General features: G+C 68.6%; 18 protein-coding genes and 1 pseudogene. 9 read left to right on the plus strand and 10 right to left on the minus strand.

The window, feature by feature from the left end; genetic code table 11:
- The first annotated feature begins 7 nt into the window (after positions 1-7).
- The gene (locus HNR09_RS04545) at positions 8-1,792 is read left to right on the plus strand and encodes an HNH endonuclease signature motif containing protein (RefSeq protein ID WP_179540966.1); all 1,785 of its coding nucleotides are present in this window, start codon (positions 8-10) and stop codon (positions 1,790-1,792) included.
- 24 nt (positions 1,793-1,816) lie between these two features.
- Here the strand turns inward: HNR09_RS04545 and menD are convergent, their stop codons facing one another.
- Positions 1,817-3,673 (minus strand): 2-succinyl-5-enolpyruvyl-6-hydroxy-3-cyclohexene-1-carboxylic-acid synthase, encoded by a 1,857-nt coding sequence (gene menD, locus HNR09_RS04550; protein ID WP_179540967.1) that lies wholly within the window; start codon positions 3,671-3,673, stop codon positions 1,817-1,819.
- A 9-nt stretch (positions 3,674-3,682) separates the two neighbouring features.
- Positions 3,683-4,720 (minus strand): o-succinylbenzoate synthase, encoded by a 1,038-nt coding sequence (locus HNR09_RS04555; RefSeq protein ID WP_179540968.1) that lies wholly within the window; start codon positions 4,718-4,720, stop codon positions 3,683-3,685.
- 49 nt (positions 4,721-4,769) lie between these two features.
- Between HNR09_RS04555 and HNR09_RS04560 the strand changes: the two genes are divergently transcribed.
- Positions 4,770-5,765: a phosphatase PAP2 family protein gene (locus HNR09_RS04560; protein WP_179540969.1), complete on the plus strand. Its 996-nt coding sequence runs from the start codon at positions 4,770-4,772 to the stop codon at positions 5,763-5,765.
- A 16-nt stretch (positions 5,766-5,781) separates the two neighbouring features.
- Here the strand turns inward: HNR09_RS04560 and HNR09_RS04565 are convergent, their stop codons facing one another.
- The 3 genes from HNR09_RS04565 to HNR09_RS04575 form a co-directional block, all read right to left on the minus strand.
- Complete coding sequence (locus HNR09_RS04565; RefSeq protein ID WP_179540970.1) at positions 5,782-5,925, minus strand: hypothetical protein; 144 nt, start codon at positions 5,923-5,925, stop codon at positions 5,782-5,784.
- A gap of 12 nt (positions 5,926-5,937) precedes the next feature.
- Positions 5,938-6,693, minus strand: a complete 756-nt coding sequence (locus HNR09_RS04570) for an MBL fold metallo-hydrolase (RefSeq protein WP_179540971.1) — start codon at positions 6,691-6,693, stop codon at positions 5,938-5,940.
- Positions 6,694-6,787: 94 nt separating this feature from the next.
- Positions 6,788-9,070: a rhamnogalacturonan lyase gene (locus HNR09_RS04575; RefSeq protein ID WP_179540972.1), complete on the minus strand. Its 2,283-nt coding sequence runs from the start codon at positions 9,068-9,070 to the stop codon at positions 6,788-6,790.
- A gap of 226 nt (positions 9,071-9,296) precedes the next feature.
- On the opposite strand from HNR09_RS04575, the gene HNR09_RS04580 reads away from it, so the two are divergent.
- Complete coding sequence (locus HNR09_RS04580) at positions 9,297-10,793, plus strand: alanine/glycine:cation symporter family protein (protein ID WP_246348716.1); 1,497 nt, start codon at positions 9,297-9,299, stop codon at positions 10,791-10,793.
- Here HNR09_RS04580 and HNR09_RS04585 read toward each other — a convergent pair.
- Positions 10,741-11,433 (minus strand): alpha/beta fold hydrolase, encoded by a 693-nt coding sequence (locus HNR09_RS04585; RefSeq protein WP_179540973.1) that lies wholly within the window; start codon positions 11,431-11,433, stop codon positions 10,741-10,743. The two genes, HNR09_RS04580 and HNR09_RS04585, sit on opposite strands and share 53 nt — an antisense overlap.
- Positions 11,434-11,562: 129 nt before the next feature.
- Between HNR09_RS04585 and HNR09_RS04590 the strand changes: the two genes are divergently transcribed.
- The gene (locus tag HNR09_RS04590; RefSeq protein ID WP_179540974.1) at positions 11,563-12,675 is read left to right on the plus strand and encodes a fatty acid desaturase family protein; all 1,113 of its coding nucleotides are present in this window, start codon (positions 11,563-11,565) and stop codon (positions 12,673-12,675) included.
- 42 nt (positions 12,676-12,717) lie between these two features.
- On the opposite strand, the gene HNR09_RS04595 is transcribed toward HNR09_RS04590, so the two are convergent.
- Positions 12,718-13,107: a VOC family protein gene (locus HNR09_RS04595; RefSeq protein ID WP_246348717.1), complete on the minus strand. Its 390-nt coding sequence runs from the start codon at positions 13,105-13,107 to the stop codon at positions 12,718-12,720.
- A 130-nt stretch (positions 13,108-13,237) separates the two neighbouring features.
- Here HNR09_RS04595 and HNR09_RS16070 point away from each other — a divergent pair.
- Both HNR09_RS16070 and HNR09_RS16075 read left to right on the plus strand, forming a co-directional pair.
- A pseudogene (locus tag HNR09_RS16070) lies at positions 13,238-13,351 on the plus strand (HTH domain-containing protein); the annotation flags it as partial.
- 382 nt (positions 13,352-13,733) lie between these two features.
- Positions 13,734-14,093, plus strand: a complete 360-nt coding sequence (locus HNR09_RS16075) for a helix-turn-helix transcriptional regulator (protein ID WP_343047447.1) — start codon at positions 13,734-13,736, stop codon at positions 14,091-14,093.
- A gap of 7 nt (positions 14,094-14,100) precedes the next feature.
- Here HNR09_RS16075 and HNR09_RS04605 read toward each other — a convergent pair whose 3' ends face one another.
- A complete protein-coding gene (locus tag HNR09_RS04605) occupies positions 14,101-15,945 on the minus strand; it encodes a sensor histidine kinase (protein WP_179540976.1) in 1,845 nt (614 codons plus the stop codon).
- Between the two features lie 87 nt (positions 15,946-16,032).
- On the opposite strand from HNR09_RS04605, the gene HNR09_RS04610 reads away from it, so the two are divergent.
- Positions 16,033-16,710: a response regulator gene (locus HNR09_RS04610; RefSeq protein ID WP_179540977.1), complete on the plus strand. Its 678-nt coding sequence runs from the start codon at positions 16,033-16,035 to the stop codon at positions 16,708-16,710.
- Positions 16,711-16,738: 28 nt separating this feature from the next.
- On the opposite strand, the gene HNR09_RS04615 is transcribed toward HNR09_RS04610, so the two are convergent.
- Positions 16,739-17,764 (minus strand): LacI family DNA-binding transcriptional regulator, encoded by a 1,026-nt coding sequence (locus tag HNR09_RS04615; protein WP_179540978.1) that lies wholly within the window; start codon positions 17,762-17,764, stop codon positions 16,739-16,741.
- 137 nt (positions 17,765-17,901) lie between these two features.
- Here HNR09_RS04615 and HNR09_RS04620 point away from each other — a divergent pair, with 137 nt between their 5' ends.
- Entirely contained in the window at positions 17,902-18,822 is a 921-nt protein-coding gene (locus HNR09_RS04620; protein ID WP_179540979.1) for a dihydrodipicolinate synthase family protein, read from the plus strand.
- A 17-nt stretch (positions 18,823-18,839) separates the two neighbouring features.
- Complete coding sequence (locus HNR09_RS04625) at positions 18,840-20,081, plus strand: Nramp family divalent metal transporter (protein ID WP_179540980.1); 1,242 nt, start codon at positions 18,840-18,842, stop codon at positions 20,079-20,081.
- Between the two features lie 109 nt (positions 20,082-20,190).
- Here the strand turns inward: HNR09_RS04625 and HNR09_RS04630 are convergent, their stop codons facing one another.
- On the minus strand, positions 20,191-21,066 hold the full coding sequence (locus tag HNR09_RS04630) for a DUF4352 domain-containing protein (RefSeq protein WP_179540981.1): 876 nt from the start codon (positions 21,064-21,066) through the stop codon (positions 20,191-20,193).
- Between the last annotated feature and the right edge of the window lie 59 nt (positions 21,067-21,125).

Below are 21,125 nucleotides of genomic sequence, written 5' to 3' on the forward strand. Positions count from 1 at the left end.
GGAGGACATGGAGCACCAGCACCGGAGCAGCAGGGGAGAAGGAGCCGGCGACGACGACGTCGCTGGCGTCTTGCCTGCACGGATCGCGCATCTGGACGCTGAACCCGAACTCACCACCGGATTCGACCTGCTGCTGGCCTCCCGGAGAGCCGAAGCAACACTGATCACCACCCTGCTGACCTATCAGGACCGGCGCGAGCGTGAAGCCCTAGCCACCGGACTGGCCTTCCATCAACGCCGCGCCGCCCGCGATGCCGCCCTGCGCGATGCCGCCCTGATCCTGGGCGCCACCGAAGCAGTGACCTCTGGGATCCTCACCGCTGCCCGCACCACCCGGACCAGCCTGCCCACCACCTGGACCGCCTACACCACCGGGGAGATCGACACCCCCAGGATGCGCACCATCGCCCGAGCCGCGATGACCCTGATCCGTGCCGAGCACTTCGGGGCACTGGATGCCGCCGCTGCGGCGGCTGCGGCCCGCATGACCGTAGGTGAGCTGCGAGGATGGCTGCGCCGCTACATCGCCCGACTCGATCCCGCCCACTACGCCGCAGACTGCGCCGCCTCCCGGGCTGATCGCTGGGTACGCATCCATCACGATGATCACGCGATGAGCTACCTGGAAGCCCGACTGCCCACTGTGGCCGCGGCAGCGATCGCCAACCGGCTACGGGCAGTCGCCCGCGCACAGAACACCCCCATCCCCACCCCCGCCGGGGCAGGCGCCCCGCCGCCGAGGGCACAGGCACCGGCTACTAATGGTCAGGCACCGCTGCCCTTCCCTGTCGAGGAACACGACGGGCTGGAACGCACCACCATCGAGGAGCCACCGATCCAGGTCCAGGACGGTCCTGAATGCCTCCCCGACCAGGCGCATGACTCAGCAGCGGCCACCCATACCCACGCCGGTACTGATGCTGGTACTGATGCTGATGCTGATGCTGATGCTGTCAGAGAGGCTGGGGATACTCGGACGTTGTCTCAGCGGGAAGCGGATCTGTTCTGCGCCTGGCTGCTCGATGGTCGGGTCGAGGGTGCCTCGATCGAGGCGAAGATCGCGATCATGATCCCCGAGGCCACCCTGAGCGGTGACTCCCAGGCCCCTGGGATCAGCGCAGACCGTACATGGGTCATTCCCGCCGAGGACGCCCGCCACCTCGCCGCCCAGACCCTCACCCAGAACACCAGCCAGAACACCAGCCAGAACACCGGCCAGGATCGGGGTCTTCACCACTGGTATCAGACCTACTATCGCCCCACTCCGAACCCCGCCGACCGATCAGGTGCAGCTGGGGCTGCTAGTGCTGCTGCTGGTGATGATGGTCTGGGACCCACGGCAGATGAGGCCGACATCCTCTCGGTCACCTACCAGGGCCGCTACGCACCGGCCCGTCTACGCGATGCGATCACCTTCCGCGACGGCACCTGCCAAGCCCCCGGATGCGACGTTGAAGTCCCCCGCTGCGATCTGGATCATCGACTCCCATACCCGACAGGACCCACCACTGGGGGAAACCTCCAGGCACTGTGCCGACGACATCACCGGCTGAAATCCCATGGCCACCTCGAGATACCCGCACGCCCGGCCCCAGAACCAGCCCCACCAAAACCAGCCCCACCTCGAGAACCGTGTCGCCACCGCGCGCCTGCAGTCCGACTCACGCCTGACGTCCGTCCATCGGAGCGCCCCGTCGGGCTTTCCGCCCTGCCGCGACGCCGTCGTCCTTCACCGGTCCGTGGTCCGGTGGACCTCCTCCACTGCCCCACCCCGGTCCAGCTGCTGTCCTGAGGGCCGGCTGTACCGTTGCGCCCGTCACAGACCGGCCACGCCCTCCTTCATCCTGGCGTGCAGCTCGCGCAGCCCCCGGCGATCGGTGCGGACCTCGATGATCCGCAGCCCGAGCCTGTCGTCCGGGTGAGCGAGCGCCTGCCCCAGCTCGTCCAGAGTCTCGACCCTCCGATGCTCCACCGCGAACCCGGCCGCCAGGGAGGCGAGATCCACCGCCTGCGGTGTCCCGAACAGCCGCTCCACGGCATCTGCCTGCCCGGGACGTCGCCCCACCTCGCCGTGCTCCAGCTGGTCGAAGATCGCCCCGCCGCCGTCGTTGACCACCACCACGTCCACGCTGGGCGCCTGCTCCCCGGAGGGCAGCAGCAGCGCGTTGAGGTCGTGCAGGAACGTCAGGTCCCCCACCAGCGCCGTCACCCGATGCCCGCGGGACAACGAGACGCCCGAGGCTGCCGAGACGTTGCCGTCAATCCCGGAGAGGCCCCGCAGCGCGAACAGCCGCGCAGGCCCTGGCTCGCCCAGCCGAGCTGACAGGTCGACGTCACGGATCACCGAGGAGGACCCCAGAAGCAGCGGGGTCCGGACGGTCTCCGCCACCGCCTGCGCCACCTGCACCGAGCTCAGTCCGCCGGCCGACACCTCCGCCAGCTCCCGGTCGACGACCTGCTGAGCACCTCGGCCCAGGGCCAACCACTCCTCCAACCATCCCTGCGGCGGGGCGCCGGCGAACTCCCGGATCCGCTGCGGGTCTGCCTGCACCGGACGAGGCAGGCGCTCATCATGCCAGCCGACCCCTGCGGGTCGATACTGGACGACGTCAACCCCCTCGGCGGCCAGCAGCCGCTGCACGGGGCGGGACAGCGTCGGCCGCCCGGCCACCACCACCCGCTGCACCGAGGCGGTCAGCCGTCCGGCTGCGCTCGTCTCGGGCGCCTGCAGCAGCAGCCGGTAGGCAGGCACTGCCGCATCGGCGTGCCGCGATCCGCTCGTCGGCTCGGCCAGCAGTGGGTGGCCCAGTTCCAGGGCCAGCTGGGCCACCTCCGCCGGGGCGTCGTGTCCCAGCACGAACACCGTGCGCACGTCCGGCTCGATGTCCTGCACAGCTCGCAGGCTGCGCCGAATCTGCTCCCGGGCCGCTTCGCGTTCCTGCGCGTCGAGCCCGTCCAGCAAGGTGCTGCTTCGCCCCTGCTCGGCCGGTCGGGCCGGCGAGTCCGGGAGCACGGGGCGGCGGGCCCACCGCTGGGGAGGCGGCGGGGCCCCGCCGTCGGGTGAGCGCGGAATCAGCGGATCCCGGAAGCCGATGTTCAGATGCACCGGCCCCGGCCCCCTCCCACGGGACTCGGCGGCCTGCCGCATCAGCAGCGACACCTGGGTCTCCGCGGAGAGCAGGTCATCCCGGGAGACCGGCTCCAAGCGGACCTCCCCCTGCTCCAGGTGGATCTCGTCGCGCACACGGGCAGCGAACATCCCCTGCTGCCAGGTGGTCTGGTTCGCCCCGGTGCCGTGGAGCTCTTCGGGCCGATCGGCGGTGATCGCCACCAGCGGCACCCCGGCCATGTCGGCCTCCATCATCGCCGGCATCAGGTTCCCGGCCGCGGTCCCGGAGGTGGTCACCACCCCGGCGGGCCGCCCGGAGTCCAGCGCGATGCCCAACGCCGTGTAGGCTGCCGAGCGCTCGTCGATGCGCACATGCAGGCGGATGGCGCCCAGCTGCTCGGCCTCGGCCAGCGCGTAGGCCAGCGGTGCGGACCGCGAGCCGGGTGCGATCACCACATGTCGCATGCTCAGACTCAGGCCACGGACCACCCGACGGGCCAGACGCAGGGCCTCGGCGTCCTCGGAGTCATCGAATTCGCGAAAGGGACGCCGGCTGGAATGCATGCCCCAATCCTAAGACGCCGCTTCCTCCAGCACCGCGTGGGCGGCCCGCAGCCGCTCCTCCCACCAGGCCCGGCGCTCCCCCTCCACCCGATGCTCGGCCAGCAGTCGCTCCGCGGGCTCCGGAGCAACCACCACGCCGTCGCGCAGCGGCACCGGCAGCGCCCCTTCCCGGGGGATCAGCGGGTGATCGACGATGTCGGCGGCCAAGAGCGCCGCCGTGCCCAAGCCGCAGGCGAAGGGCAGCGAGTCCAACCGGGCGGCCAGCGCCAGCCCGGCCGCCAGCCCGATGGAGGTGTCCAGAGCGGAAGAGACCACGGCGTCCAGCCCGGAGGCACGGACCACCTCCGCCGCCCGGCCCACACCGCCCAGCGGCGGAACCTTGACCACGATGAGATCAGCCGCACCCAGCCGGGCCACGCGCAGGGGATCCTCGGCCTTGCGCACGGCCTCGTCAGCTGCCAGGCGGACCGGCACCCCCCGGCGGTGCAGCTCTTCGCGCAGCACGGCCAGCGGCTCCACCCCGGCCACCGGCTGCTCCGCATACTCCAGCCGCTCGCCGACGACGGCGGCGATCGTCTCGATCGCGTGCAGCGCCTCCGCATGGCTCCAGCCGCCGTTGGCGTCCACGCGCAGCCCGGCATGCGGCACCAGGCGGGCGACCTCACGGATGCGGGCGAGGTCCTCTGCGAGGCTCTGTCCCGGTTCTGCCACCTTGATCTTCACCGCGGGGATGGTCTCCGGTCGCCCGTAGCGCTCCAGCACCGCGGGGACCTCTCCGGCCATGACGGCCGGCATGGTCGCGTTGATCGGCACGTGGGTGCGCCGAGGAGTTCCCAAGCCGCGCCAGCCCGCTTCCACGGCGGCGTCCAGCCATGCCGCGGACTCGGCGGCCGCGTACTCGGGGAACGGCGCGAACTCCGCCCAGCCGGCGGGACCGCGCAGCAGCATCGCCTCGCGGACGATCTGCCCGCGGAATCGAGTGCGCATGGGCAGCCTGACGACGACGGCGTCGTCGAGCAGCTCCTCGGGGTCCGGCAGGCGTGTCATGGCCACAGTGTAGGCACCTTGGCGATGCCGGCCTGCGATACTGGTGCACATGTCCGCTGCCTCGTCCCGCCCCCGTCCGCCGGCACGCCGCACCTGGCTCTGGGTGTTGGGCATGCTGGTGTGCGCGTTCACCCTGGTGGCGGTGCACGAGTTCTTCATCCGCTCGTCCACGGGCCAGTGGCTGGAGCAGGCCACCCTGGAGTCCCGGTACTGGAACATCACCCAGGGCCCGCTGCAGAACGACACCCTGCGTGAGGTGCTGGGGGCGGCTCCGACGGTCACGGCGATCATCGCCGGGGTGATCTTCCTCGCCATCACTCTGCTGCGCCAGCGTTTCGTGGGCGCCGGCATCGCAGTGGCCGTGTTCCTGGGGGCGAACATCACCACCCAGGCGCTGAAGGGCGTGTGGATCCACCGGGTGGACCCGGATGTGCCGATGTCAGACCCCAACATGCAGCTGTGGTGGTGGGACGTCGCCTCGTTCCCCTCAGGTCACGCCACACTGGCCGCGGCCGCCGCCGTCGCCGTGTTCCTGGTCAGCGCCCCGCACCAGCGCCCTTTCATCGGGCTGTTCACCGGGCTGCTCGCTGTCTTCTCCGGGGCGGCGATCTTCATGACCGGGCACTTCGCCTCCGACATCATCGCCGCCTATCTGGTGGTCGCGCTCTGGGGGCTCCTCGGCGGCTGGCTGGTGATGCGCACCGGCGAGCGCTGGAACACCGTGACCCTGGAGGATGACACCGCCGTCGGGGCGGGCGCCGGCCTCGCCTGGTTCCTGGGGGTCGTGTTCTGCGTGGCCGCCGGGCTTGCGCTGCTCTTCGCCGGCGGCTGGGAGGCGATCCGCACGGCGGCTCAGGACCCCAGCGGCTGGCACTGGCTGGCCGGCACCCTGCTGCCGGTGGGACCGGGCTTCCTGCTCTGCGCTGCCGGGATCACCTTCTTCGACGCCGAGGCCGGTCGCCGGCACCACGGGCAGTCCCTGCATGCGCCGCAGCAGTCCGACCATCCGGTCCCCCCGCAGTTCACCCACCTCTACGAGGTCTGATCCAGGGGCCTCGGGCTCAGGACCGCCAGTCGATGCTCGCCCAGATCGCCAGGCCGAAGATGACCATGGCCGCGAGGATCACGAAAAGCCAGTTCAGCTTCACCTGGAAGTCCGGCTCCCCGTGTCCCTCCCCTGAGGGGCGGCGATTGTTGATCAGCATGGGCGGATCGGATCAGTGGCCCGCACGCAGCCGGGTGATGAGTTCCCTGGACTCTTCCGGGCCGTAGGGCAGGATCGGGATCGCCTTGGTGGCGTCGTTCACCGCGTCCCGCAGCGCCTGCTGGGATACCGAGTGCCCCTGCTGCATGCGCCGTCGCATGGAGGCGACGAAGTCGGCGTCGACCGGTCTGCCGTGGCCCGGGATGATCCGGGAGAAGCTCCCGGCCATGGACCAGATCCGGCCCAGGGTACGCACCCACTCCATGGGATGGGAGTCGCGGAAGCTCGGATCCGTGCCCTCGCGGACCAGATCGCCGCAGAACATGATGCCGTCGTGACCCTCCCGGCGGACCACGACGACGACGTCGCCGTCGGTGTGGCCACGGCCCAGGTGCTCGACGACGACGTCGATGCCGCCGATGTCCAGAGACACCGGGCCCTCCTGCAGCAGCTGCGTGGAGGTGGCGACCTCGGCATCGCGGTGAGCCAAGATGATCTCCACCCCCTGTTCACGCAGGAAGGCGTTCGCCCCGATGTGGTCACCATGGCCATGGGTGTTCACCACGACCAGCTCCACGTCGGTGACATCTCGGACGGCGGCCAGCAGGGCGCGATGGTCGCCCTCGGCCGGTCCGGGATCGATCAGCACGGCCTGCCGTGTGCCGACCACCAGGCCGATGTTCAGGGGTGTGACGCCGCCGTCGACGGTGGTCATCCAGACGTCGTCGTCCACGCGGGTGAATGGGGCGAGGCCAGGGGTCGCGGCCATCGTGATCACCTTCTCTGCCAAGCGGGTGCCCGTAGTGCTTCATTCTGCACCACGGACACCCCCTTGGCGAGGAACGACTCCGTCAGCTCCGACCTCAGTCGGCTGCCGGGTAGTGACCGTCCGGGATCGGCACCTGCTTCCAGTCGATCTGGTGGCCCAAGTAGAAGTCCGGGTAGGTCGGCTGGTTGTAGGCGGTCTGCTGGAAGGCGACGCCGACCCGGTACTGCGGGTCATGCATCAGCGTGTACAGGCGGCGGTCGGTCACCTCGGTGGAGGTGTGGATCCGCAGGGCCTCGCTGTCCGTGGTGCGCAGCACGAGCTCCTCGCGCCAGTCGCCGAAGACGTCTGCCACCAGGGAGGGGTTCCCCTTGGTGTAGTTGTTCGTCAGCGTGCCCTCAGCCTCCAGCAGGGTGCCGTTCTGCCAGTCCTCGATCCGCGGGGTGGCCTCCCGGTCGCCGCTGATCAGCTGGGTGGTCATGTCCGCCGCCCACCTGATGTTCATGTTCGTGCCGGGGACGGCACCGTCGATCTGCTCGCCGTCGGCGGTCCACAGTCCGCTGGCGCCGTCGTCCTCTCCCGGCGGGATGGAGGCCCAGGCGTGGTAGCCGGCGGTGTCCGGGTCGATGTCGCCGACCATCCCGCGGCCCACATCGGTGCCCGTGTAGCCTCCCCACAGGGTGTCTCCCGTGGCGGCGTCGCGCATCACGTACCCGAACGGCGCCCAGGGTCCGGCCTCATGAACGGAGAAGATCTCCTGGCCAGGGCGTGAGGGGTCGAAGTGCCCCACGTGCAGCGCATCGCCATGTCCCAGCGGAGCCTCCTGCCCGGCGATCGGGCTGTCGGGATGCCCAGTGTCGGTGGAGGAGTAGAGCAGGCTGCCGTCGTGGTCCAGGGTGGCGGAGCCGTAGATGATCTCCTGGTTGCCGTCGCCGTCGACGTCGGCCACGCTCAGCGAATGGAAGCCCTGGCCGGCGAAGTCCCCCAGCTCGGGATCGGTGCCGGGGCTGCCGTGCGGCCCGGCGTCGAAGGGGTTGTCCATCGGCACATGCCCGGAGTCGGCCACCCACCGCTCGGTGATCTGCTCGCCGTCGAAGTCGTACGCCGCGGCCGCTGAGCGGGTGTAGTACCCACGGGCGAAGACGGCCGACGGCGCCTGGCCGTCCAGGTAGGCCACACCGGCCAGGAAACGGTCCACCCGGTTGCCCGGCTCGATGCGGGACATCGCATAGTCGCCCCACATCAGCCCGTCGTCGCCACGCTCGGGCGTGTACTCCACCGTGTCCAGCTCAGCACCCGACTCACCGTCGAAGACCGTCAGGTACTCGGGGCCGTGGACGATGAAGCCCTCGAAATTGCGCAGGTCGTTGCGATCGCTGCGCTCGGGCGCGTAGTCGTCGATGAAGTGGTCGGCCAGCTCGCGGGCATCCGCGTCGCTGAGCGGATACTCGTGGGAGGGCTCCTCGCCGAAGGCCTCCTCCAGGGTCTCCGGCCACTGGCCGGAGACCACCTCCGGATGCTCGTGCCAGCCGCGGAGCATCTCGACCACATGCTCGTAGTAGTCCTCCGCGCTGAGCCGGTAGTCATCCTCGTGGCTGTATCCCGCGTCGAGGTCGGCCTGCGGCATCGAGACGTGCTCGCCGTCGCCGGCCACGGTGCCCGGGGCGGTCTTCATCATGATCTCGGAGGTGCCGTCGCCGTCGAAGTCGTAGACCAGGAACTGCGTGTAATGGGCGCCGGCGCGGATGTTGGGGCCCAGCTCGATGCGGTTCAGCAGCTCACCGTCGAGAGTGTAGGTGTCCACGTAGACCTCCCCGGTGTAGCCCACCTGAGAGACGTCCTTGGAGTTGCTGGGGTCCCATTTCACGATGAACTCATAGCGCCCGTCGCCAGTGACGTCCCCGACGGAGACGTCGTTCGCGTGGTACTCGTACTCCTCCCCTGCCGGAGTGACGCCGCCCTCAGGCTTGTCCAGCGGCAGATCGTAGTGGCCCTCGGCCCAGACCTCGGCCTCACCGTCGGGGCCGTTGTGCGGTGCGTTGCCGACCGGGGTGACGGTGTAGACGGCCTCTGCGTCGCCGTGCGCGTCGTGGAAGTTGGTGGAGTCGTTGACGGTGGCGATCCGCTGCCCGTCACGCAGGACATGGAAGTTCGGCCCCTTCATCCCATGGCCGGTATGACCGCTCACCTCGTCACCCAGCAGTCGCCAGCTGAGGAAGACGCCGTCGTCGGTCCCGACGGCGACCAGGCCGCGGTCCAAGGCCTCCAGCTGATGGCCCTGCTGCGGATCAGCGGACACGGATCCCGCCGTCAGCGACAGCGCCACGGCTCCCGCCAGGACAGCGGCGGCGGTACGTGCTGTTCGTCGTCGATAAGGCACTGGCTCAGCTCCTCGTTCATCACTCTCGGATCATCCAACGTTGTAACGTAGATCACCCTAGAGCGGCGCGGTTGCCCTCGACAACAGTGATGCTAAAAACGTTTCAGCTCTGGTGATCACCGCACCGGCACGGCATGATGACCTGCGGAGCACACCCCGAAGACACCCCGGCGGCACGATTTCTCCCTGTTGCCCGCCTCACAGCGCGCGATAGGGTCAGCCCATCATGACTATGGATTCACTGCTCCAGATCATCGGAGACATCGAAGAGATCGCCTGGAACTGGCTCGGCATCTGGGTCATCATCGGCGTCGGCGCCTACATGACCATCCGCACCGGGGTGGTCCAGCTGCGGCACCTGCCGGCGATGTTCACCGCCATCGTGGAAAAGGCACGGCGCGACGACACCGGACGCACCAAGTCGCTCTCCGCCTTCCAGGCCTTCACGATCACGGCCTCGGCCCGCGTGGGCACCGGAAACATCGCCGGCGTGGCCGGGGCGATCGCCATGGGCGGCCCCGGAGCGATCTTCTGGATGTGGGTGATGGCCATCCTCAACTCCGCGGCCTCCTTCGTGGAGTCCACCCTGGCCCAGCTCTACAAGACCCGCCGCTTCGACACCTTCAAGGGTGGGCCCGCCTACTACATCCAGCGCGGACTAGGCTCGCGCAGCGGCGGCATCGTCTTCGCCGTGATCTTCATCTTCTGCTTCGCCCTGTCCTTCACCTCTCTGCAGGCCAACACCGTCGTCGACGCCGTCACCGGTGCCGCAGGCGCCACCGGAATGGCGGACACCACCACGCTGACCTGGATCCTCGCAGTGGTGCTGACCGTGCTGACCGGACTGATCGTCGTCGCCGGCCTGCGCAGCGTCGCCCGGGTCGCTCAGAACGTGGTGCCGCTGATGGCCTCGCTCTACATCATCCTCGGGCTCGTGGTGATCATCATGAACATCGAGGAGCTGCCGCGGGTGCTCACCCAGATCCTCGGCGACGCCTTCGACATGCGCTCCGCCGCCGGTGGCGCCTTCGGCATGGTGATCATGGCCGGGGTGCAGCGCGGAATGTTCTCCAACGAGGCCGGTATGGGTTCGGTGCCGAACGTCGCGGCCACCGCCGACGTCTCCCACCCCGCCAAACAGGGTCTGGTCCAGACCCTCGGCGTCTACCTGGACACGATCATCATCTGCTCGGTGACCGCGTTCATCATCCTCTTCACCTTCGAGGATCCCCTGGGCGCGGAGGCCAACCTCGGCGTGGAGCTCACCCAGGGCGCCCTGGAGGCGAATCTGGGCGCCTTCGGCGCCATCGCCTTGGCGGTGATCATCACCCTGGTGGCGTTCACCTCCATCCTGGGGAACTACTCCTACGGCGAGGCGAACATCCTGTTCATCTCATCCTCGGAGAAAGTCCGGAAGATCTTCGCCCTGGTGCTCACCGGAGTGGTGTTCGTGGGCTCGATCATCAGCGTGGACCTCGCCTGGGCCATCGCCGGGGTCACCATGGTGATCATCGCGCTGTTCAACCTGGTGGTGATCTGCCTGCTCGGGGGCAAGGCCTTCCGACTGCTGAAGCACTTCGACTCCCAGCGCAAGCAGGGCCTGGACCCGGTCTTCGTGGCCGAGGACATGCCGGACCTGAAGAACGTGGAGTGCTGGGACCGCGAGGACGTCAGCGACTACCTGCAGCAGCGAGAAGCCGCGCCAAGTCCTCAGGACAGGTGACCTGCGGCCAATGACCGGAGTCCAGATCCACCAGCTCGACGTCGGATCCGGCCGCCAGCTCCGGCATGAGGCCGGCCTCCAACCACTCCCGGCAGTCCGCAGCGCTGAACTCCGGGCAGATCACCGTCACCGGGATGTCGTGCCGACGGGGGTCTCGGTAGGCCACCGGAGTCTCCAGCACCCCGGCCGGGCTGGGTCGCATCATCGCCTCCAGGCGGGCGCGGGCACCCTCGTCGAGGTCCCGCACGTCAGCGGGCTCGAAGCCCGCCCAGCCGGGGAAGGGGACGTCCCTGCCGTCAGCCGCGAACCCCTCCAGGAACGGCCGACCCTCGGTGGCCGGCATACCGCCGATCATCACCGTGCGGGTCACTGCCTCCGGCCGGGCGTCGGCAGCCAGATGCGCGAGTGTGGCGGACGCCGAATGGCCGACGACGACGGCGCCCTCCGAGTGGGCGTCGACGGCGGCGAGCACCGAGTCCAGATGATCGAGGAGGGTCAGGCCGGAGCGGTCGGCCTCGGACCCCTCCAGCCCCGGAAGGGTGAGCGGCTGCACGGTGTGGCCGGCCTGCCGCAGCAGGTCGGTGACCGGCCCCCAGGAGTCGGCGGCGAGCCACAGCCCCGGGATGAGGATGAATCGCATGGAGGAAGCCTTCACCCGGACAGGCGGCGGGTCAAGGCCTGAGGGTCCGGCACCCCCTACTGCGGTAGGGGGCAGAGATGGCTCCAGCGAGTGACGCCGATACGCGGACCGGCTCTTTACGCTGGGCGCATGAGTATCACCAGCATCGACACCCCGAGCACCGAGCGGGGCAGCGGCGTGGACACCGCCACGCGCATCCCCCGCAACACCTTGACCAAGGACTTCGCGGCCCTGGCCGCGGAGGTCAAAGAGGCTGGGCTCATGGACCGCCGGGCCGACCGGTACATCCTGCGGCTGGTGATCCTAGGACTGGCCACCGCCGGCTCCCTGGCACTGATGCTCACCCTCGGACAGAGCCTGTGGCAGCTCGCACTGGCCGGAGTCTTCGGGATCCTGTTCACCCAGCTGGCCTTCCTCTCCCATGACAGCGCGCACCAGCAGGTCTTCGCCTCCGGGCACCGCAACGAGTGGTTCTCGCGCATCGTCGGCAACCTGGGTGTGGGCCTGAGCTACGCCTGGTGGTCCCGGAAGCACGGGCGCCACCACGCCAGCCCCAACACCATCGGGCGCGACGGAGACATCGCCACCGGCGCCCTCGTCTTCGTCCCCGGCGAGGAGAAGGACCGCACCGGGTTCATGGGCTGGATCACCCGTCACCAGGGCTGGCTGTTCTTCCCGCTGCTGACGCTCTTCGCCTTCGCCCTGCACTACAACGCGGTGCGGACGATCATCCTGGAGCCGAAGGTCAAGCACCGCGCCGTGGAGGCCGTGCTGATCACCGTGCGCCTGGTCGGCTTCCCCGCGCTCGTCCTGCTGACCCTGGGACTTCCTCTGGGACTGGCGTTCCTCGCCATCCAGCTGGTGGTCTTCGGCGTGTATATGGGCGGCAGCTTCGCCCCGAACCACAAGGGCATGCCGCTGATCCCGAAGAACGAGCGTGTCGACTTCCTGCGCCGGCAGGTGCTGACCTCCCGCAACATCCGCGGCGGCGTGCTCATGGACTGGGCGATGGGCGGCCTGAACCTGCAGATCGAGCACCACCTGTTCCCGCGCATGCCCAGCATGAATCTGCGCAAGGTCCGCCCGATCGTTCAGCGCTTCTGCGCGGAACGGGACGTGCCCTACACCGAGGCCGGCATCATCGAGTCCTACGGCATCATCCTTCGCTACCTGAACCGGGTGGGGCTGGGATACGCCGACCCGATGGACTGCCCGCTGATCACCCAGTACCGCGGACGCTGAGACCCGCGGGGCGGGGCGGAGACGGGATCTGCTCCGGCTCCCTCAGTGCCGACTCGCCCAGTGCGGGCTGTGCATGAGGCCCAGGACGACGCCGAACGGGTCACGCACCACGGCCGTGACGAAACCGGCCTCTCGGCGCACCAGGGGCTCCACCTCCGTAGCTCCCCGCGACACCAGGTCATCCATGGCCGAGGCGACGTCCTCGACGTGCCAGTACGTGGTCGCGACACCGACGCCGTCGGCCCTTCGTCCTTCTGGTGCGTAGCGCTGATCTATGAACCCGAGCTCATCCTCATCGGGCCCGATCCGGAACTCCGCGTAGGCCGGCTCCTGGGTCGACGGACGCAGGAAGTAGGGCTCGAGGTCGAGCAGGTCGCTGTACCAGGCGACCACCGCCGGCACGTCCTCGACGTAATGGGTCTGGGTCGTCATTCCTCGCAGCATGGCGTTCTCCTCATCTGATGTGTGGACTGTGGCCGGCACCTGGGGCGTCCGTGATGTCAGCCCCACTCTCCCAGGAAAGTGCTCAGGGTATGAGCACTTTCCTTGCTACGCTCTCCCCATGGGCGCCCACCGCCTCATCGCGGTCCTCCTCATCCTCCAGACCAGGAAGCGGGCGACCGCACGGGAGATCGCCGACGAGCTGGACGTCTCCGTAGCCACGGCCCGCCGTGACCTCGAGGCCCTCAGCACGGCCGGTGTGCCCGTCTACTCCGAGGCCGGACGTGGCGGGGGCTGGCGACTGGTCGGGGGTGCCCGCACGGATCTGACCGGACTGACGGCGTCGGAGGCTCATGCGCTCTTCGCCGCCCTGGGCTCCACCGCGACGACGGCCGGCCAGCAGACCATGCTGCGCAAGCTCCAGCGCGCGATTCCTGAGTCCTTCCACCTTGAGGTCGCAGCCGCGATGAGTGCGGTGCGGACAGACACCGCCCGGTGGGGAGAGCAGGCACAGGACCATCCCGCAGAGGTGGATGCTCTCCAACAGGCGATCATCCGGGGCAGAAAGGTCAGCCTCGACTACAGGAACCGGGCAGGACACCGTCAGGACGTTCCGTGTGGACAGGATCTCCACCCTGAGTGCCACCGGCGAGCCGGCCCGACCAGCCCCGATGGATCTCGACGAGGCGTGGCGGGCCGTCGTCGAGCGGTCCGAGCAGGAACGCTCCCGCATCGTCGCCTCTGTGTCCGTCCGCGAAACGGACTGGCCGGTGCTCCGCCACCATTTCGGACGTCACGCGCAGCACGTGGAGGACCGACCAGAAGGCCGGATGTTGGTGCAGGTGGCCGCCCACACCGTCCGTGGGCTCGCCGAGCAGCTGGCCAGCTGGGGGCAGCACCTGGAGGTGCTGGAGCCCGCCGCTGTCCGCGCTGAACTGGCCAGGATCGGCGCTGAGCTCCTCGACGCCTACGGCTGAGCGCACCTCACGCCAGCGGCAAGCGCGCCTCCACACAGAACCCACCCTCCGGCGTCGGGCCCGTCTCCACCTCACCCCCGACTGCGCTCACCCGTTCCCGGATACCCGCGAGGCCCAGGCCCGCACCGGGGGCCGGGACGAGGTCACCTGTGGGTGGGACGGAGTTGACCACACTCAGCCGCAACCGACCGTCGGCGACTCGAGCGGTGACCTCCACTGTCGACCCCGGCGCATGCCGCAGCGCGTTGCTCAGCGCTTCCTGCACCAGGCGGTAGGCCGCCAGGCCCACCGCGGAGGGGATCTCCGGCAGTGCCCCGAGTCCATGGGCACGGATCGTCGCCCCGGAGGCTCGGGTGGATTCGACCAGCTGACCGATGTCCTCCAGGCCTGGTGTGGGCCCAGTGGGCGCCTCGTCCTCGCCCCGCAGAATGCCCAGCAGCATCCGCATCTCCCCCAGAGCCTGCCGCGACGACCGGGCGATCTCGTCGAACTCCCGCTGGGCCGACTCCCCGATGCCCGGAGTGCGGTACTTCGCCGTGGCCGCCTGCACGCTGATCACCGACATGCTGTGAGCGACCACGTCGTGCAGCTCGCGGGCGATCCGATTGCGCTCCTCCAACTCCCGGCGGCGCTGCGTCTGCTGGGCGCTGTCCTCCTCAGAGGCCTGCAGCCGCCCGGCGTTGAGGATCCACTGCCTGGTCAGACTTCCCAGAAGCACCACTCCGGCGCTCACTGAGGCGAAGACGATCGCCGTGCTCAGCGCGCCGCTGGGGACCTCTGGAGCGGCGGCCAGCACGGCGGCGGCGGTCAGCAGCGCGCTGGCCGCCCATCCGCTGGCCGCGCAGTACCACCGACGCCGCAGGGCGGCCACCAGCAGCACCCCACACTGGGTGAGCAGCACCGTCACCGGCCACGGCCACACTCCGACGCCGGACTCCGCCGTGGCTCCCATCAGGGCCGCCGCGGCGACCAGCGACAGCCCGACCCCGCTCCACTGATGACGCAGCGTCAGCACCAGCGCCCCGCAGTGGGCGATCGTGAGCACCATCGCCCCGGCCACGTTGACCTGATAGACCGCAGCCGTCACCGGCCACCCCACCGCGCACAGCACGACGGCGGCGAACACCGCCCCCATCCAGGACCAGGCCTGGGCACTGAAGGAGGCGCCGGTGGAGAGCGCCGAGGGCTCGATCGCCGGTGCCTCCTGAGTCGGCGAACCGCCGTCGGGAAGCCGCCCACGACCGCCGGCGCCCAGCAGGCTCGTGGCAAGCACGGCGTCCAGCCACGCCAGGCCGTGCATGAGAGCCGGCAGGGTGACCAGGAAGATGACCCCGATGATGAGGAAGACCGCCGAATCCAGGAGGTAGCGGCTGACGTCGCCCGCAGGCAGAACTGCCGGCGCGATCAGTTCCAGGAGCTGGATGAGTCCGCGCTCCCCCGGGAGGAAGCGGGACCAGAAGAAGTAGGTGATCCCGGCCGGACCCATGGCGATCCACAGCACGGCGATGACGAAGGTCACCAAGCGCACCGGCAGCGCGATGACGGACTCGAAGACGAGGTCGAGCCAGCGCCGAGGGTCACTCAGCAGCTTGAGCATCCCCGCCATGCCAGGTCCGCGCGGCCGGTAGACCACCGGTTCGGGGATGGCACCCCACAGCCACAGCCTGCGGCGGGAGAGCTCCGCGAAGCCGGAGGCGACGATCAGCGTCAGCGGCAGCAGCAGCGCCCCGAACCACAGCGGAGCGGTGACGATGGAGGCCGCGGTCAGCGAGATCAGCAGGCTGAACCCGAAGACCGCGATGGGCAGCCCGGGGAGCACATAGGCACAGTCGCGCAGCAGTCGACGGATCATGGCATCGATCCTGAGTCAGAGGTTCTGATGGTCACATCCCACCATAGAGCGATGTCCTTGCGGTACCGGGGCGGTAGCGTGGTGACCATGCCCTCCGAGACCTCCGCCGCCGTCCGCGTGCTCATCGTGGATGACCAGTCCATGATCCGCGCCGGATTCGCCGCTCTGCTGGACGCCCAGGAGGACCTCACCGTGGTGGGCACCGCGGAGGATGGCCAGGGGATCGTCGACGTGGTGCGGCAGACTCGGCCGGACGTGGTGCTCATGGACATCCGCATGCCCCTGGTCAACGGGCTGGAGGCCACCCGGCTGATCGCGCAGATGCCCGGGACCCCGCCACGGATCCTCATGCTGACCACCTTCGACGCTGACGAGTACGTGTTCGACGCGCTGCGCGTCGGTGCCAGCGGATTCCTGCTCAAGGACGCGACTCCTGAGGAGCTGACCCACGCGGTCCGGGTGGTCGCCGCCGGCGAGGCGCTGCTCTCCCCCAAGGTCACCCGCACGCTGATCGCCGACTACGCCGCCCGACCGTCGTCGAAGCGCAAGACCCACCTGCTGGCGGACCTGACCGATCGGGAGCGCGAGGTCATGACGGCCGTAGCCCGCGGCCGGGCGAACAGCGAGATCGCTGGCGAGCTGCACCTGGCCGAGCAGACCGTGAAGACCCATGTGTCCCGGATCCTCACGAAGCTGAGCCTGCGCGACCGCACGCAGATCGTGGTGACCGCCTATGAGTCGGGACTGGTCCGCGCCGGGGAGTGAGGGCGGACCGGGCGGTCTCTGCGCCAGGTCAGATGACGCGGCGGGTAGATCCGCGAGGGATGAGGCTCGGCGTCGAGGTCCGCACTCCCCCAGTGACGCTGCGATGATCGATCTTCGCCTCCAGCAGCTCCAGGGCGTTGGAGGCGATCTCCTCGAAGGGAACTCTCATGCTGGTCAGCGGAACTGGGAGGTGGGCGCTGAGCGGGATGTCGTTGTAGCCGACCACAGACACGTCGTCAGGCACCCTCTTCCCCCGTCGTGCCAGAGCTGACATGGCACCGATGGCGAGATTGTCGGTCGCGGCGAAAAGAGCCGAGAATTCGTGACCAGCATCCAGCATCCTGTGGACTGCGTCAGCGGCGGAATCCACCGTGAAGTCAGTGGCCCCGACCAACACGGGGTCGATCGCGGCACCCTGTTCCTCCATGGCCTCGCGGAACCCGTCCTGACGCAGACGAGCGTTTGACGCGAACTCGGGCCCGGTCAGCAAAGCGATGGTGGTGTGGCCGAGGTCCAGAAGATGTCGGGTGGCGAGATACCCTCCCAGCACGTCGTCTCCGACGGCGGCGTCGCCACCACCCTCACGCCTCAGGGCCAGCACATACGGCACCTCAGACTCGTCCAGCCAGCTGACGACCGGGTCGTCTCGCCGATCAGCCGCGAAGATGATCCCATCGACGCGCCGCTTGACCAGATTCCTCACGGCACGCCTCGCTCCGTCCGGCTGATGGTCTGTGGTCGCCACGACAGCCAGCTTCCCCCGCCGATCACTGGCATGGGAGATCGCTTCGAAGAACACCGCCATCGCCGTATCGGTAAGCCGGGGAACGATGACGCCGACCGTGTTCGTCCGGCCCTGACGCAGGCCAGAGGCGAAGACGTCGCGGGTGTAGCCCAGCTCGTCTGCGATGCGTCGCACTTTCTGGGCGTTCGGCGAGCGCGAGTGGGGAAGCCGGTCGTCAAGGATGCGTGACACCGTCGACTTGCTGACCCCGGCCGCGCGCGCCACATCCAAGATCGTGACCCGACGCCCTCTGCCGCTCTCCTGCTCCATGAACTCTCCACCTCCCACTGTCGACCACTCTAAAGGCACGACGTCGAAGATTCTGCGATCACACCCCTTGACACTGATTGTGACCCGCGCCATAGTGGGAACGTTCCCGCAATCGATTCTAAGGAGTAGTGGAAGATATGCAGACGATGGACCTCAGGGGCCTCAACCCCGCACCCGTCACCGTGTTCAGCGCGACCGGCGACGTCGATCACGCCGCCAACGCCGACTACGCCCGGTGGCTCGCGTCCTTCGACGGCGTGAAGTCGCTGGTGTGCCTCGGCCACGCGGGTGAGGGAACGTTCCTCACCACCCGGGAGCAGACCGACCTGATCAGGACTCTCGTCGAAGCCGTCGACGGGCAGATCCCGATCATCGCTGGAATCACCGGCGAGGGGACCCAGGTCGCCGCCGAGGAGGCGGTCCGCGCCGCTGACGCCGGAGCGACCGGCGCACTCGTCTACCCCTCGCACGGGTGGCTGCGCTTCGGGTATCAGGACGGAGCGCCGCAGGAGCGCTACCGCGCGATCCACGAAGCCTCCGGCCTGCAGTCGATCCTCTTCCAGTACCCCGACGTCACCAAGGCCACCTACAACCTCGACACCCAATTGGAGATCGCCGCTCAGCCCGGAGTCGTCGCGACGAAGAACGGTGTGCGGAACATGCGCCGATGGGACACCGAGATCCCGGCCCTTCGGGCGGAGAATCCTGACCTGCAGGTCCTCACCTGCCACGATGAGTATCTGCTACACACCATGTTCGACGTCGACGGCGCCCTGGTGGGCTACGGAGGGCTCGCCCCGGAACCGTTGATCGAGCTCATCCGGGCGGGCAAGGCCAAGGACTACCCGGCGGCCCGGGCCATCCACGACAGGCTCCTCCCGGTGACGAAGAACGTGTACCACCGCGGCTCGCACATGGAGGGCACCGTGGCTCTCAAACTCGGCCTCGTGGAGCGGGGCATCATCCCTCGAGCGACCGTCCGGAGCCCTCTGCTCGACCTCCCGGAACAAGCCCGCATCGAGATCGCCGAGGCGCTGAGGGCCGCGGAGCTGACATGAGAAGGGGGGCGCCTGCCATGGCTGAGACACGAGACGCCCAGGAGCACCCCTCCTGGGTCCGCAGACTCATCACCGGTCTGGCCATCATGGGCCCGGCCTTCATCGCCGGCGCCTGGCAGTTCGGCCCAGGCGCCCTCACCACCGCTGTGCAGGCCGGCAACCGCTTCGGATACAACCTGCTGTGGGTGATCGTGCTCTCCACGATCCTTGCCATCGTCTTCACCGACATGAGCGCCAGGATCGGCCTGCGCAGCGGAAAATCGATAATCCAGACCGCTAAGGACACCTTCGGCACCGGATGGGGAGCTCTCTCGGGGTTCGGGGTCTTTCTGATCACCCTGATCTTCAGCGTGGGCAACGCCGTCGGGACGGGACTGGGACTCGCCGGGCTGTTCGGCGGTCCCCCGATGATGTGGACGATCGTCGCCTCCCTCGCGGTCGCGTTCGTCGTCTTCGCGAAGAACGTGTACCGGATCATCGAACGGATGCTGATCGCCATGGTCGCGGTGATGGCACTCGGATTCATCCTCAGCGCCCTGATGACCGACCCCGCCTGGGGATCGGTCGCCATGGGCCTGGTACTCCCTTCGATTCCGGGCGGGGCCGAGCTGCTCGTGGTCGCACTGGTCGGCACCAACTTTTCCATCAACGCAGCGTTCTACGTCAGCTATGCGATCCGCGAACGCAAGTTGACGGCGGATCAGTTCCGCCAGGTGCGCTGGAGGGACACAGTCCCAGGCATCGCTGCACCGGGGATCATGGCGGTCTTCGTCATCGTGGCCGCCGTAGCAACGTCGGAGCGCGGACTGGAAGCCAACACACTCCAGGAGCTCGGTACTGCACTGGAACCCGTCGCAGGTCCCCTGGCCTCTACCTTGTTCGCGTTGGGCTTCTTCGCCGCGGCGTTCTCCTCCATGACAGCGAACGCGGTGGCCAGCGGGACAGTGCTCTCTGATGCGCTCGGCAAGGGCGACAAGCTCGCGTCACGGCCCGTGAAGACATTCATCCTCATCCCTCTGGCCTTCGGCCCGACCGTCATGATCATCGCTGGAGGCAACCCGATCCAGCTCATCGTGACGGCACAGGCTCTGATCGTGCTGGTGGCACCCTATGTGGGGCTGATAGTCGTCCTGCTGGCCGGTCGGAAGGCTCTGATGGGAAGCCTGGTCAACGGCGTGGCGATGAAGTCAGCAGGCGCGGTCGGCATTCTTGTGCTCCTGGCGATGAGCGGGCGGCTGGTCATCTCCTGGTTCGGGTGACCCCGCACTCCCTCGATGCCTGGTGGGTGGTCAGATCACTGGCGATCAGGTCACCCACCAGGCATCTCTCTGGGCGGACGGAGAGCACCCCGCTCAACTTGTCGACCGATCAGTCCACCGCGACGAACACGTCGTCAGCGAACATCCCCGGCGACACCTTCAGCACGCCGTCCTCCACGCCGTCAGCCGGCACGTGGAGTGCGATGTTGCCGGTGGTGGAGGCGCCTTCGTACAGCGTGCCCATGGAGTCGAAGCTGTCCGGCGCCACCGTCATCATGTCGGAGGAGCGGAACGTGTTGCCCTCGGCGGATACGTAGTCGACGCTGACCATCGGAATGTCCCCTTCGGGATCGTCCCCGATGTACTGGACGCTGAGGTCCACCAGGATGTAGGCGTGGCCCTCCTCCGGGTCCTCGTTGAACGGGTTCTCCGCCAGGATGGCGTCAGTGGCGTCCAGGTCCACGCTGTTGACCGTCACTGCCCAGTCGGAGGCGGTGATCTCCGAGCCCAGCGGATAAGGGTTCGCGCGGGTGCCCTGCTCGGCATCATCGGCGGGGGCCTCGTCGTCATCAGACGATGCGACGACGTCGGCCTCCTCCTCAGTGGCCGCCTCGTCCTCGGCCCCAGACGCGGCCTCGCCGTCGTCGCCCTCACCCTCCTCAGGCGCGGAGACGATCGTCTCGTCGGTGAAGGTGTCATCGAAGGCGTCGGCCACCACGGCGAAGAACACGATGACGCCGATGACGGTGCCCACCACCGAGACGATCAGCCCGGCGATCCCGGCTCCGCGCTTCTTCCCCTTCAGGAACAGGGACACCAGCGCCAGGACGAAGGCGATGGGCAGCAGCGCCCATCCCAGGATCAGCGCGCCCGGCACGCAGGCGAAGATCGTGCCGAGGATCGCGGTGATCAGGGCGATGATCCCGAGGACGTTCCGGCTCGGCGCCGCCTCGACGGCGACGGGCCCGGGATAGGTGGAAGTCATGGCTCAAACCTGCTTTCTTCATCAGTCTGCGAGTGCTGCACGATGTGCTGATTCGAGCC

The organism is Nesterenkonia xinjiangensis (assembly GCF_013410745.1).
Taxonomy (GTDB): domain Bacteria; phylum Actinomycetota; class Actinomycetes; order Actinomycetales; family Micrococcaceae; genus Nesterenkonia; species Nesterenkonia xinjiangensis.

What these genes read in the sequence shown, in the direction of transcription:
- HNR09_RS04625 (WP_179540980.1), top strand. Translation starts at nt 18,840, where the DNA reads ATGGCTGAGACACGAGACGCCCAGGAGCACCCCTCCTGGGTCCGCAGA.
- HNR09_RS04615 (WP_179540978.1), bottom strand. Translation starts at nt 17,764, where the DNA reads ATGGAGCAGGAGAGCGGCAGAGGGCGTCGGGTCACGATCTTGGATGTG.
- HNR09_RS04570 (WP_179540971.1), bottom strand. Translation starts at nt 6,693, where the DNA reads ATGGCCGCGACCCCTGGCCTCGCCCCATTCACCCGCGTGGACGACGAC.
- HNR09_RS04605 (WP_179540976.1), bottom strand. Translation starts at nt 15,945, where the DNA reads ATGATCCGTCGACTGCTGCGCGACTGTGCCTATGTGCTCCCCGGGCTG.
- HNR09_RS04630 (WP_179540981.1), bottom strand. Translation starts at nt 21,066, where the DNA reads ATGACTTCCACCTATCCCGGGCCCGTCGCCGTCGAGGCGGCGCCGAGC.
- HNR09_RS04585 (WP_179540973.1), bottom strand. Translation starts at nt 11,433, where the DNA reads ATGCGATTCATCCTCATCCCGGGGCTGTGGCTCGCCGCCGACTCCTGG.
- HNR09_RS04620 (WP_179540979.1), top strand. Translation starts at nt 17,902, where the DNA reads ATGCAGACGATGGACCTCAGGGGCCTCAACCCCGCACCCGTCACCGTG.
- HNR09_RS04545 (WP_179540966.1), top strand. Translation starts at nt 8, where the DNA reads ATGGAGCACCAGCACCGGAGCAGCAGGGGAGAAGGAGCCGGCGACGAC.
- HNR09_RS04590 (WP_179540974.1), top strand. Translation starts at nt 11,563, where the DNA reads ATGAGTATCACCAGCATCGACACCCCGAGCACCGAGCGGGGCAGCGGC.
- HNR09_RS04565 (WP_179540970.1), bottom strand. Translation starts at nt 5,925, where the DNA reads ATGCTGATCAACAATCGCCGCCCCTCAGGGGAGGGACACGGGGAGCCG.
- HNR09_RS04580 (WP_246348716.1), top strand. Translation starts at nt 9,297, where the DNA reads ATGACTATGGATTCACTGCTCCAGATCATCGGAGACATCGAAGAGATC.
- HNR09_RS04595 (WP_246348717.1), bottom strand. Translation starts at nt 13,107, where the DNA reads ATGACGACCCAGACCCATTACGTCGAGGACGTGCCGGCGGTGGTCGCC.
- HNR09_RS04555 (WP_179540968.1), bottom strand. Translation starts at nt 4,720, where the DNA reads ATGACACGCCTGCCGGACCCCGAGGAGCTGCTCGACGACGCCGTCGTC.
- HNR09_RS04560 (WP_179540969.1), top strand. Translation starts at nt 4,770, where the DNA reads ATGTCCGCTGCCTCGTCCCGCCCCCGTCCGCCGGCACGCCGCACCTGG.
- menD (WP_179540967.1), bottom strand. Translation starts at nt 3,673, where the DNA reads ATGCATTCCAGCCGGCGTCCCTTTCGCGAATTCGATGACTCCGAGGAC.
- HNR09_RS04610 (WP_179540977.1), top strand. Translation starts at nt 16,033, where the DNA reads ATGCCCTCCGAGACCTCCGCCGCCGTCCGCGTGCTCATCGTGGATGAC.